General features: G+C 46.4%; 10 protein-coding genes. 4 read left to right on the top strand and 6 right to left on the bottom strand.

What is annotated here, in order from left to right; genetic code table 11:
• Nucleotides 1-49 precede the first annotated feature (49 nt).
• Nucleotides 50-1,867 carry a helix-turn-helix transcriptional regulator gene (locus U0033_RS09815; RefSeq protein WP_143150587.1) on the bottom strand — a complete coding sequence of 606 codons (1,818 nt, stop codon included), beginning with the start codon at nt 1,865-1,867 and terminating at the stop codon, nt 50-52.
• A gap of 157 nt (nt 1,868-2,024) precedes the next feature.
• Here U0033_RS09815 and U0033_RS09810 point away from each other — a divergent pair, with 157 nt between their 5' ends.
• The 4 genes from U0033_RS09810 to U0033_RS09795 all read left to right on the top strand — a co-directional run bounded on the left by U0033_RS09810 (nt 2,025) and on the right by U0033_RS09795 (nt 5,685).
• Nucleotides 2,025-2,252: a WGR domain-containing protein gene (locus tag U0033_RS09810; protein WP_072356912.1), complete on the top strand. Its 228-nt coding sequence runs from the start codon at nt 2,025-2,027 to the stop codon at nt 2,250-2,252.
• A gap of 52 nt (nt 2,253-2,304) precedes the next feature.
• A complete protein-coding gene (locus U0033_RS09805) occupies nt 2,305-3,252 on the top strand; it encodes an AraC family transcriptional regulator (RefSeq protein WP_072356913.1) in 948 nt (315 codons plus the stop codon).
• Nucleotides 3,253-3,306: 54 nt separating this feature from the next.
• A complete protein-coding gene (locus U0033_RS09800) occupies nt 3,307-4,158 on the top strand; it encodes an SDR family NAD(P)-dependent oxidoreductase (protein WP_072356914.1) in 852 nt (283 codons plus the stop codon).
• Between the two features lie 123 nt (nt 4,159-4,281).
• Nucleotides 4,282-5,685 (top strand): serine hydrolase domain-containing protein, encoded by a 1,404-nt coding sequence (locus tag U0033_RS09795; RefSeq protein WP_083571309.1) that lies wholly within the window; start codon nt 4,282-4,284, stop codon nt 5,683-5,685.
• 149 nt (nt 5,686-5,834) lie between these two features.
• Here the strand turns inward: U0033_RS09795 and U0033_RS09790 are convergent, their stop codons facing one another.
• From U0033_RS09790 to U0033_RS09770, 5 genes are all read right to left on the bottom strand, one after another.
• Entirely contained in the window at nt 5,835-6,173 is a 339-nt protein-coding gene (locus U0033_RS09790) for a hypothetical protein (protein WP_072356916.1), read from the bottom strand.
• Between the two features lie 337 nt (nt 6,174-6,510).
• The gene (locus U0033_RS09785) at nt 6,511-8,037 is read right to left on the bottom strand and encodes a RagB/SusD family nutrient uptake outer membrane protein (RefSeq protein WP_072356917.1); all 1,527 of its coding nucleotides are present in this window, start codon (nt 8,035-8,037) and stop codon (nt 6,511-6,513) included.
• An 11-nt stretch (nt 8,038-8,048) separates the two neighbouring features.
• Nucleotides 8,049-11,276 carry a SusC/RagA family TonB-linked outer membrane protein gene (locus U0033_RS09780; RefSeq protein ID WP_072357080.1) on the bottom strand — a complete coding sequence of 1,076 codons (3,228 nt, stop codon included), beginning with the start codon at nt 11,274-11,276 and terminating at the stop codon, nt 8,049-8,051.
• An 89-nt stretch (nt 11,277-11,365) separates the two neighbouring features.
• On the bottom strand, nt 11,366-12,406 hold the full coding sequence (locus U0033_RS09775; protein ID WP_072356918.1) for a FecR family protein: 1,041 nt from the start codon (nt 12,404-12,406) through the stop codon (nt 11,366-11,368).
• Between the two features lie 58 nt (nt 12,407-12,464).
• Nucleotides 12,465-13,025 (bottom strand): RNA polymerase sigma-70 factor, encoded by a 561-nt coding sequence (locus U0033_RS09770; RefSeq protein ID WP_083571310.1) that lies wholly within the window; start codon nt 13,023-13,025, stop codon nt 12,465-12,467.
• Nucleotides 13,026-13,251 lie beyond the last annotated feature (226 nt).

Here is a 13,251-nt window from a genome sequence, read left to right as displayed (position 1 = left end):
ACCTTTTATTCAGCCCCAGGCAAAAGTTTTACACGCTCCCTTGCCCCTCCTAAAGTGAACGGATATATGTATCCAGTTCCTCGTCCTTGCCCAGACCCAGTTTTAATTTGATCCTGTAACGGGCCATCAGGATACTCTTAGGCGCAATACCCAGTCGCTGGGAGACTTCTTTGTTGGTTAAACCTATATAGATATAAGCACAGTGTTTCAGGTCAAGCCTGGAAAGTGAATTGTCAGATCGTTCTTTTAATTTATCAAACACTTCGGGGTTCACGTTTTCAAAATCCGCTTTGTCTTCTGCCAGCGATTCATCCAGTCTTTTATCGTGATCGATGATCCTGTTGATCTGTGTAAGGACGGATTTATTGTTGGTATGTTCCGCGATCTTTTTTTGTAAGGTCTGTACAAGGGCATTTTTCTGTTCTACCTGTAGTGTACCTGCCAGCAGGTCTTTCTGTAGCCGTTCCTGTCTCTCCTGCATTAATTGTTGCTCTGCAATGAGGCGCATGGCTTCTTCATCTTTCAGGCGGGTTTCCATGCCCAGTTGTTTCAGGCGGAAATGATAGGAACGGAAAAGGAAGATGGCTGCCGTGAGTAAGGCCAGTGCCAGGCCTATATAAAGATAGCCCAGCGTCTTGTGCAAACTGGCTGTCTGTTCCAGGTTCCGGAGGGCGGTGGCTGTTTTCTCTGCCTGGTACTTTGCCTCCAGTTCTTTGGTAATATTCAGTTTTTCTTCGTTATAAAGTTGCTTATACAAGGCGGAGAATTGCTGCTGGTATTGCAGTGCATCTTTATAATTGCCCCGTTTCTCTGCCAGTGCAGCCAGGGCAGACATGAATTGTATTTTGGTCGCCAGTGTATTCGAACTATCTGCATTTATTATAGCCAGCCCTTTCTGCAATAGTTCTTCGGCCTTATCATAGTGGCCGGCAGCGGCTTCATAATCGCTCTGCATACCATAGCAATTGGAAACAACCTCCATATGATGGGTTTCAACACCGATTTTCCGGGCAATGTCCAGGTATTTAAATACTGTATCCCTGTAGGAGGCGGGAAAATTTTGTGCATAGATGTCTGCCAGGTTCAGGGCCGTGATCGCCACTGTGCTATGAAAGATGATGCGGTCCTTATTATTTAAATAAGTAGCAATCGACAGGCTGTTATAATAAATTGCTGAGTCGAGCGCTGCCTTGTCGCTGGTATGCGCCATGTGATAGTATTGCCAGTAGGTGCCCAGTGTCTGATAGGCAACGAGGATGTTATCGTAGTCCATATCCACCAATGCCGCCTGCAGCGATAGCTGTCCATATTTTTTATGCAGGGGGCCATCTTCCTGGTTTGCATAGATGCTGGCCATCACATAATATACGGCTGATGCATAATAGGGAGACCTTGCTTTCTCCAGGTATTTTAATGCCTGTTGCCCACTCAGCAGGGCGTTTTTTTCATCCCCTTTGATATTTTCCATCCAGCATTTGCGATACCAGGCGATCCCTTTTGCCAGCTGACTACCTGTTTTTTCGGCGTAGTAAACTGCACTATCTACCACTGCTGCAGACCGGGTAAGATCATTTGCCTGGATATAAATCTGTGCCAATGTGGCATAAGCTATGGAAGTGTATTGTGCATCCGAAAGGCCACGGCTGAGGGCCACTGCCTGTAGTCCGATTGCTATCGCAGTCTTATTTTCTGTAATGGATTTGGCCCTGGCAAGGAGACTAAGCGTCATCACTTTTTGCCCGGGTGTAATATTTTTTTGAGCTAGTACAGCGCTAAGAGAATCGGCAGGTGTGCGGGCGGCACACGACGCCACCAATAGGATGAAAACAATGAAGAATATGGTTATCTTATTGATTAACTGCGACATATGTGTTTTTGTAGGGTGTTTGTAGTTGGCATATTTTAGCCCATGTAGAGCATTTGTAGATACCAGATTTTCATTTTCGCTGCCCGCTATGACTATTTTTGAGGACACACAAGCGGGTATAAATATAATATAAGAAGATAAAATCACGGGGGTAAAAATGATGCAATATTTTGAATTTCAGGACGAAAATGGAGCCTGCTTTTTTGAGATCAGGTTGGAGGACAGGATCGTGAGAACAAGATCAGGACAAAAAGGCACACCAGGTATTACCATGGAAAAAATATTCCGGGATGCAGGAACGGCAGCAGCAGAATTTAACCGATTGACGAAAGAGAAGGAAAACGATGCTTTTTATTTCCGTTTGGGAGATGAGTACAGTTTGTAACCGGTACCTTTATCTTTATGGGAAGAACCAATAATCCGCTAGCTTTGTCTATATGGGAAGAAACAATATTCCTCGCTTAGCGTTGAGGGCCTTCACAGAGGTAAATTTCAGGGAGCCATTCCTGCATGTTGAAAATTACCCGGTAGATGCAGGCCTCTTTATCATCAAAGACCGGAAAACGACGCCGGTGAAGGATTACATTTCTCCCAACCGCAGGCAGTTTTACAAAATATTTCATATTACAGCAGGTACAGGCATATTGACTGTAGGCTTGCATCAATATTTCATGAACCCGGGCGACATTTCATTTTTGCACCCGGATGAGATCATGTCGTGGCAAACCACATCTGCTGAAACAGAAGGTCATTTTTGCCTGATCCACCCGGACTATTTTCAGGGTGCCAGTCACCTGCTACAGTTATTCAGAAACTATGCTTATTTCCAGCCTGCGAAAGCTGTGGTACAATTAACGCCCGCGCAGTCTGAGAAAACAGACCAATATTTCAAAGCGATCCTGGAAGAAGAGGAAGGAAACAATGAAGATAAACAACAAGCCATCTTCCTGCATTTACAACTTATACTGCTTGCGGCACAGCGTGCCGGGAAAAACCTGGCCGACGAAGCTGTGCCTGAGAGCTATCGTTATATTTATGGATTCCTGTCTTTGCTGGAAGCCACTTTCCAGGTACGGCACCCGGATGATGTAGTGAAAATAAAAACAGCCACGGAGTTTGCCGAACAATTACATGTACACCCCAATTACCTGAATACACTGGTGAAAAACCAGACCGGCAAAACCCTCAGGGAGCATATCCAGGAACGGCTCTTGTACGAAGCAAAGGTATTGCTGAAGCAAACCGACTGGGATATCAGGGCCATCAGTTATGTACTGGGCTTTTCTGAACAGGCTGCTTTTACCGCACTTTTTAATAAGAAGGAACAGGTGTCTCCCTCTAAATTCAGAGAAAATTTGAAACGCACAAGTATCCCTGTTGTTTGATTAAGTACTCACCGGACCAATGTTAGTTCCTTTGTACCATAAAATTTAAAACAAATGGGCAATCAAAGAAAAACATGGTTTATCACCGGTGCATCACAGGGTATTGGACTGATCCTGGTACAACAATTACTGGCTGCCGGCTATAATGTAGCGGCAACTGCACGTAAGCTGGAGACCCTCCGGCAGGCAGTAGGGGTAGACAGTTCCCAGTTCCTGCCCCTGCAGGTCGATCTTGTCAGCGAAGAAAGTGTAGGGGAAGCCGTAAGTAAGGCAATCACACAATTTAATACGATCGATTATTTAGTAAATAACGCAGGTTTTGGCCTTATAGGTGGCATTGAAGAGACTTCTGATACCGAGGTAAGGAACAGCTTTGATGTGAACGTATTCGGGCTGTTAAACGTTACCCGTGCTATTCTGCCACATATGAGGGCGGCACAATCCGGTCATATCATCAATATGTCTTCCGTATTTGGGTTAATCTCCGGTGGGGGATGGGGTATTTATTGCGGCACCAAGTTCGCCGTAGAAGGAATCTCTGAGGCACTGGCACAGGAAGTAAAGCCATTCGGTATCAGCGTAACAATTGCAGAACCCGGGTATGTACGTACGAACTTCCTGAGCAGCGGATCAATTGCACATCCTGCACACCCTGTAGCTGCATATACAGCACTGGAAGAAGAACGCCGTAAGCATAAAGAAGATGTACCCGGTACACAGCCAGGTGATCCTGAAAAAGTAGCGGCAGCCATCATCCGCCTGGGCCAGATGAGTGAAGCTCCCTTGCGGGTACTCATGGGAGCTGACGCTTTACAGTTCGCCAATTATAAGATCCAAATGTTGCAGGAGGGTATTGCAGCCAATAAGGAGATGACTTTGTCTACTGATTTTAGTGCATCATTTTGACTGTAACTAAGCCTGCCGCAGGCATCTAACTACTCCCGCTGCTGTTATACGCCAATTGCAGCGGGAGTAGGTTAATGTTTGGCAAAAATGTATTAAGTTAGTACAGCTAATTTAATAACTAATATGAGACACACCCCGCTTTACCTATTTGTATTGTTGTTCGCCCATTCATTATTGGCCCAGACAAGCCCCACAGAAAAACGAACCGACAGTATCTGCCGCCTGGTGGTACAATTACTCAACGATAGCCAACCTGACAGTGCCTACGAATTTTGGGGAGAAAGCATCAGGAAGCTATATACGCCGGATATGTGGCGGAATACTTTCAAAACAAATATCCAGCCGCTGGTGCCAATGAAAGACCTCCGGTTTATTGGTAGCCGGGATGGTATCAATGCCTACAACGTAAACAGCATTATACCGCTGAATGTGTATGCAAAGCTGGATGCTACCGGGAAAATGGAAATCTTCTTCTTTGAAGATGCCAGGAAGAAAAAGCCAGCAGCACCTCAAACGCCGGTACTTTCTGACAATCCCCTGAAAAGTCACCCCGACAGCATTGTGGAAGCTGCTATAAGACCTTATATCAATCAATCGGGTATTGTAGGACTCAGCGTCGGCGTACATTACAGGGGGCAGGATTTTTATTACAATTACGGCCTTCCCCGCCTGGATGCAGATACGCTGCCTGACAACCGCCTTGTGTATGAAATAGGTTCTCTCTCCAAGACATTTACAGGCACCTTGCTGGCCCTGGCTGTTAACCAGAAAAAGCTAAGCCTGGATCAGTCCATTACTACATTTCTTCCTGATTCTGTGGCCGCTAATCCTGCATTAAAAGGCATTACATTCAGGCATCTGGCCAGCCATACCTCGGGATTTCCCAGGCTGCCTTCTAACCTGGATATAACTAAAAACGAACAGCCGTATGAACACTATGACCAGGCACACCTGTTTAGCTATCTGAAAACGGCAACGCCCTCCACAGCACCGGGTAAGGTATTTGCATACAGTAATTTCGGATTTGGATTACTGGGTGTATTGCTGGAAAGAGTATACGGAATGCAGTATGCAGATTTGCTGTCAAAATATATCACCGGCCCACTGCAATTAACGCATACAGGCGTCAGCGTAAGTGCTGCAGCTGCGCAGGGTTATGATAGCGGATTGAATCCTGTGGAGATCTGGAATTTTAACAGCCTGCAAGCTGCAGGTGCTGTCAGATCAGATGCGAAAGACCTGCTGAGGTATGCTGTTCTGCAGCTGGAACAGGGAAAGGACCCCTTGCATCAGGCAGTAGCACTGGCGCACCAGCCGGTATTTGATGATGGTACCACCAAAATAGGCCTGGCCTGGATCCGTTACCAGCACCAGGATGAATTACTGTTTCACAACGGTAGTACCGGTGGTTGCCGCTCCTTTTTACTGGCCGATACAGCTGCGAATACCGCAGTTGTAATACTAGTGAATTCAGTAAATTTTGCAGATGCAGTAGGTGAACAGATCATCCGTAACCTGAAAAAATAATAAACCGGGGCTGATAAAAAAGGGTACTCCCTCCCGGGTGGGTGATGGAGACGAAATGGCTTTGACGCAAATCACAGCGCATTCATTTTATTTTTTAATCAGCCCCGGTAAAAAGCTTCAGCAGTGCTTGTGGAAATAAACAGGTTGAATTATTTTGAATCCTTTAGATTAATTGCTTTTAATTTAGCTAACATGTCTTCAAACACCTGCACATAAATTGCTTTAATGCTGGTTAATTCTGCACTGCTTACGCCACGCACTCTGCTGTTGTCCTTACCTGGAGGACGTGTAGCTACCCGTAACTTTCGGTAGAAAGTCGGAACGCTCCAGTCGCATTGTTTACAGATCATCTCCCTAGCGTCAACAGGGATACCGTTTACCTTCCAGAACATTTCTGCGAAGGGGTTTGCATACTGCTCTTCCTGGGCTTTTTTTATGCCCTTTCCATGCTGTTCCACATGGATTGGCTTAGACCGTTTACGATTCATAATTTGGGATTTGTACGTGCTTGGTCATTAAACATTCAAGTTTAATATGGGTGAATATTTTTGTTAGTAGTTTTTTGAATGGTTGCTGGGGACGAACGATTAGTTCGTTTCACGATGAAAAATTAAAACTCCTTTTGAATATTTCAATAAAAGAAATTTTTATTATTCGCCTTGTGATAAGGAAAGAATCATTTTATGGAAGAATTTTCAATGAATGCTGCGTTTAAAAAAGTGAAATTATTTTTGAAATCTTTTGAGTTAATAAATGAAAAAATGCGTATCACCATGATATTATCAGTAATCATAGTGATACGCATTTTTAATAGTTGCCCGCGGATCAGTTATAGCCGTTGTTCTGTGTATACAGCCCCGGTGCTATATCCAGCTGTGATTTAGGTACCGGGTAAATAATGTAGTTGGTAGTAAATGGCTGAATCTTATTTTGAACGTCTTCAGTAGCTATCCAGGCGGGGATGATTGAAGTGATCAGTCCACTTCTTATAAGGTCATGCCACCTGCTTCCTTCTGCCGCGAATTCTTTTCTTCTCTCTTCCATCAGTTCTGCCAGTGTCACATTTACCTTGTTAGCTGTCAGCCCGGCCCTGGTTCTTACCTTGTTCACAATTGCATCCACATCGGCGGTCTGTGAGCCTGCTGCCCCGTGTAAGACGCATTCTGCTTTCAGCATCAATACATCTGTATACCGCAGCACGATGAAGTTGATGGCCCAGTCCTGGGTCACTGTAGGCACCTTAGTGATATCTACATATTTTTTCAGGAAGGAGCGGGTCTCTACCTGCCCGTTGGTATTGGTATAGCCTGTTTGAATTGTAAAGGCTTTCCTGACGTCGCCGGTTTCGAAACTATTCAGCAGGTTAGTGGATACCGGGCGGATGGTTAGCCCTCCCTGTGTGTTCTTTGAGATGGCGGAGAAATAGGTATCAGGTACCAGGATGCCGGGATAAGAAGCACCTACTGAGGGAGAAGCGCCACTGGTGTAGTCGATATTGTAAACAACCTCTTTATTGTACTCATTGGTGTAAGAAAAGATATCAGTGAATGAAGAGAGGAAGGCATAGTTATTACTATTGATGATCTCATTCAGCAGATCGGCTGCCTGTTGCCATTCATTCAATCCAAGGCCCGGACCGTCTATGCTATAGGTCGGTGCGGAGCGGGTCATGTAAACGAGGGCTAAGATGCCTTTGGCTGCATATTTTGTAGGCCGGCCCCTGTCTGCCGCAGCATAGGTATCTGCAGTGGAAGTGGTGCCATTGGTGGCTGGTAAATGATCGGCGGCATATTTCAGGTCACTGATGATAAGGCTGTAGATGTCTGATACCGGGCTTCTGCCAATGTTAGCTGCTGCTGCTGCCAGCACGGTTTTATCTACCAGGGGCACTTTGCCAAACAACCTGACCAGGTCGAAGTAGAAAAATGCACGCAGGAACCTGGCCTCTGCCTGCAGGCGTGTACGCAATACCGTATCTGTAACCAGGCTACCTCTTTCCGCCAGGTTTTGCAGAACAAGGTTTGCACGGAAGATACCATTGTAGTTCGTTACCCATGCCTCGGACATATACGCATTGGTGGAGAGGTCATTGTAAAAGTCATTCACGCCTTCCCAGTCTCTTACGCCACCATCTGATACGGCATACAGGTTGTCAGACCGCGTTTCAGACAAGTTGTAACACCTGTCAGGATATTTGAGAAGGTCGTTGTAAATAGCGTTCGTCCCCTGTACAAAGTCGTTTGAATTCGCAAAGAAATTGTCCGTCGTTACAGATGAAATGGGTTGCAGGTCCAGATCTGTCTTACAGGATGATATGATAAATATGGTCAGTAATAGCAGGATGTTTCTCATGTGGAATGCGATTAGAAGGTAATGTTTAATCCAAGGATCAGTGATTTGGGCAGTGGTAGTCCGCCATAGTCGCCAGCTTCAGGGAAACTGGTACTTCCGCTGACGTCGGTGTTGGCTGCTTCCGGGTTAAAACCACCATAATACCTGTCGTGACCAAAGTAGTTTTCTGCAGTTATGTAAATTCTTGCTGCACTGACCTGCTTTGTCTTCAACGCCTTCCCCAGGTTGTATCCCAGCGTTATGCTGCGTACCCGCCAGTAGTTGGAAGAGTATAACCAGTCAGTACTGGCAATGTAGGTGGTGCTGGTCACTGCCTTGCTGGTGATACCATTACCCGGTGCCTCTGCTGAGCGCCAGCGGTCACGCATGATGCCCAGTGTATTTTCGAGAGAACTCATGCCCACCCGGTTGATGGCCCTGCCCAGCAGGGAGTAAATGGAGCCACCACTTTGACCCTGTACCAGGCAAGCCAGATCGAAATTGTGGTACTGGAATGTGCTGGTGATTCCCCAGATACGGTCAGGCCCTGGTTTACCAACTATTACCCTGTCACTGCTGTTGATCACACCATCTCCATTGGCATCGTAATACCTGGGGTCACCGGCGGTTTCACTGGTGTACAGGGGTACTCCTTTGTTGATGTCTTCCTGGCTCAGTACACCGATCCTTTTCAGTACATAAATGCTGTAGATCGGTTCGCCTACTTTCAGAATGCTATGCACTGCGGCATCACCCAGGCTGGAAGGGATGACGATTTGTTTTTGTCCGTTAGGGAGGGCCACCAGTTTATTCTTAGTAAGGGTCAGGTTCCCATTCAGGCTCCAGCTGAAATCTTTTGTACTGATCACTTTTGCATTCAGTTCGAATTCCCAGCCAGTGTTTCTTACCCTGCCAGCATTGCTCAGGTAAGTTTGAAAACCGGTGGTGGCCAGGATGGGTACATTCAGGAGCAGGCTTGATGTAACCTTGTTATAGTAATCAATAGCGCCTGAGATGCGGTTATTGAAGAACCCGAAATCAATACCTCCATCAATAGTCTGGCTTTTTTCCCAGGTCAGATCAGGGTTGACAATAGAGCCCTGTGTTTGTCCGGCCACAGAGGTATTGTTCAGTGAAGCATTGGCGGCGCTCAGCAATGCAATACTGGCGTAGTCACCAATGTTGTAGTTGCCGGTCTCTCCATAACTCACGCGGAGTTTAAGGTTACTAAGTGCTGTCAGGTGGTGCATGAAAGATTCATCCATGATATTCCAGCCGATGGAAGCAGCAGGGAATAACGCCCATTTTGTATTGTTACCAAAACGGGAGGAACCATCACGGCGTAAACTGGCAGATAAAAGATATTTGCCCTTGTAAGCATATTGTGCCCGGCCAAAGAAAGAGAGCAGTTTATTCTGTGTTTCTGTGCTGTTGCCGGTGATTGCTACGGCACCATTCAGGGTGGTGATATTGCTATAGTTGAATCCTCCTGAAGATCGTTGCAAGTTTGCATAGAGGTAATCACTGTTATAGGAGAAACCTGCCAGCAGGGATACATCGTGTGTCTTGCCGAAGTTATGATTGTAGTTTAAGGTATTTTCATTTACAAATGTCTGGCGGCGATATTGGGTCAGTGATCCAAAGGTGCCGGCATTCGGCGAAGCCAGTCTTGTAGAATAAGAAGATACCGTCACAGCATTCGGTTGGTAGGTTTTGGATGTATTATCTGTGTTGTCCAGGTTCACAGTTGTTTTGAAATGCAGGCCTTTCAGAATTTCATAATCACCATATACACTGGTGAGTGTTCTGAACCGTTTGGTGGCGCCTGTAAAGTTCAACAATTTAGCCAGTGGACTGTTATTGGACACGGCCCATGGATAGCGATCGTAGGTAAATACGTTTACGTTTTGTGCGTCGAATAATTGTACCGGGGTAGCAGAAACTAATTGATGCAGGATGTTGTCTTTGCCTTCCACGCCGGGATCATTGGTGATGGAGTAGGAGGGGTTGATATTTAAACCAAGTTTCAGCCTGTCGTTTGCTTTCACTTCAAAGTTCGCCCTTATGGAATACAATGTATAATCAGTTTTCTTTACCAGGCCTTCTGTCTTTGTATAGTTACCAGAAAGGAAATAGTTCAGTACACCGGTACCTCCCCGGGCAGATAGCTGGTAGTTTTGCAGCGAAGCTTGTCTGAAGGCTTCATCCTGCCAGTCGATGAATTTAAGACCTCCGTAACCGGCTTGTGTCCACCGGTCATCAGTCATGTAATTGATGTCGATGCCAGTTGCGGGAAGGCCAAGGAGTGTTCTTCTTTCCGCATTGGTTTGTGTGGCTGTTCTGTTTGCACCGGAGTTTATCCATTGCCGGTTGATCATTTCAGTGGCCCGGTCTATCCATTCTTTGCCGCTGAGTACATCGAGTTTTTTGACAGCTTTGGAATAGCCTGCATTGGCATTGAAACTGATCTCTGCTTTACCTGTTTTGCCTCTTTTTGTGGTGATGAGCACTACCCCATTACCTCCCCTGGAACCGTAGATAGCTGAGGAGGCGGCATCTTTCAATACCTGGATAGATTCGATATCATCGGGGTTGATGTTATCCATGGGGTTCCCGTTTCCGAAGCTGCCGGAGGAACCGGGAGCAGCTGTAGATAATGGGAAACCATCGATAACGTAAAGGGGCTCATTACCGGCAGAAATAGATGCTGCGCCTCTTACCTGTACACTAAAGGCTTTGCCGGGGGTACCCGTGGTTTGTTTTACAGCGACACCCGCCATCTGGCCAATCAGGGCCTGGTCTACGCGGGTAACCGGGCGTTGTTGCAGGTTCTCTGTATTGAGAGAGGCTACTGCACCGGTGAGATTGGATTTGCGCTGGGTGCCATACCCAACTACCACTACCTGGTCCAGTGAACCAACGGCTGCTTTCAGCGATACATCCAGGTTGAAAGTAGTACCGGCTCTGAGTGCATACCCGGAATAGGTCTTTGGTTCAAAACCGATGCTGGAGATAGAAAACAGGTAAGGGCCGCCGGCGGGTACGCGCATGTTGAAAATGCCCGCGGTATCTGTTTTGGCACCGGTTGTGAAATTGTTTTGCGTGTTGCGGATCACAACGGTGGCGCCTATTACGGGATGACTATCTTCACTGTGTACAATCCCTTTTACGTCGCTCATCTGGGTTTGCGCAAAGGTCCATAAGGGTAGAAAGATCAGGGCTATCATGGAGGCCCGGGTCCAGGGTTGCTTGGATTTCATTTTTGTAGTTTTATCAGGAAACAACAGCCCTGTTATCAATCGGTATGACTGATAAGATGGGCTATACGTGGAAAATATGTATCTGGGTTTTACTTTTTAATTATCATAACGCTATCATTGTCGGTGATCTTAAGGTCGTTTAATTTTGCAATTCGTTTTAAGATGGAAGTAAGCGATTCTGTTCTTTCATACCGGGCTGTGAAATAGATGTTTTTTATATCTGCTTTGTTATAAATGATCCTCACTTTATAGATGGCTTCGAGTTGATTCAGTACTTCTTCGAGTGACTGGTTGTTGAACATATACCAGTTGTTTTCTTCGCCATTGGCAATGTAAGGGTCTTCGGCAGGATGGCTGTCTTTCGTAACGGAAGGCACTTGCTGCAGAAAGGAGCGGACGATGATCTGTGGGCCGTATATGAATTCCTGACCGGGGGCGAGGTAGACTTTGTTTTTCATCCTCCCGGTGTTGGAAGAGGCAATCATCACTTTGCCACTGTATAGTCTGACGCTGATGTCGTGAAAGGTATTGATCTCGAAGTCTGTTCCCAGTACTGTGGTAGAGATGTCTCCACTGATCACTATGAATGGATGTTGTCCGTTCTTGCTTACCTGGAAGAACGCCTTTCCCGTCATGCTGATGGCGCGGCTGGAGAGGAAGGGTTCCCGCCAGGTGAGGGCGCTTTGATCAGCGAGCAGGAGGTGGGTTCCATCGGGCAGGGTGAGTGGCATTGCTTTTCCGCTGGTGTTGGTAGCGTAATGCAAACTGTCATGTGCTGGATGAGTACCTGTGTTTGTTTCACTGATCCGGTTTGCCACTTGCCTGTTCAGCCATTGCCAGCTGGTAATAATGAGCAGGCAGATGGCAGCGGCGGCAGCAAAGATTGCCAGTGGTCTTTTGATTGATACCTTTTTTTTCCTGGCGTGCCTGAACTGCCTCCATTTCTCTTCCATATCCATTTCAAGCAATGGGCGGGCAGCTGCCAGTTGCCATGCCTGGTGCAGTGTGTCGAGGTACTGGCGGTTCGTCTCGCTTTCGGCCATCCAGCTTTCTACGAGGGCGCACTCTGAGGCGTTTGCCTCATTGGCCAGGTACCTGGTTAAAAGTTCATCGTTGATTGATTGTTCCATGCGCTCGGGTATAATACAATTAAAAGCAATCTTACCCCTACAAGGAGTAAAAAAATATTTAACGGATAAAGGCTGCCAGTTTTTGCCTGAGTTTAAGCAGTGCCCGGCTCATCTGGGTTTCTACGGTTTTGACAGAGAGGTGCAGGCGGGTGGCGATCTCGGTATACTTCAATCCATCGTGCCGGTTGAGTTCAAATATTTTCCTCATCTGGTCCGGGAGTTCGGCGATGGCGGTGTCGATGGCATCGCGGAGCTGCTTCAGGTCCAGGCTGTCAGCATCGGGAAGAGGAGCGGGTGTATTGTGCATATTGAGTTGGGATTGGATATACTGATCCTGTACCTTCTGGTGTTTGAGGAGGTTAAGACATTGGTTGTTAACAATTTTAAAGAGGTAAGCCCTGGCAGAGAGATGAGGGTTCAGTGTATACCGGGCTTCCCAGAGTTTGGAGAAGGAGGTATTCACGATATCTTCGGCAAGGTGTGCATCTAAATTATACTTGATCTTGCAGAAAATGCAGAGCTGGGGATAGAGTGCTTTAAAGAAGGCTTCAAAGTTGGATTCCAGGTGGAGGTCATGGAATGATTGATCATGCTGTTGGCTTTCGGGTATTAAAGTCATATCATTACGTGGCTGACCAAATGTAGTAAAAGGAGAATGAAAAGAGAAACCCAGTTGCAGTTATATACAGCTGCTGGGTTTCCGGGTTGCGTTAAGACCGGTCAGGGGGAAAGCCTTTATGATATAAGATATTGTCAGCCAGACAATTAATTTTAATTCTTCCTGATGAGGTAAAATTTATTGAGCGCTACTTCGGGTGCGGGTACGGAAAAAGAAAATGATATTT

The sequence above is a fragment of the Chitinophaga sancti genome, from assembly GCF_034424315.1.
Taxonomy (GTDB): domain Bacteria; phylum Bacteroidota; class Bacteroidia; order Chitinophagales; family Chitinophagaceae; genus Chitinophaga; species Chitinophaga sancti.
Note: the sequence above shows the minus strand (reverse complement) of the source record. Positions and strands in the feature narration are given on the sequence as shown.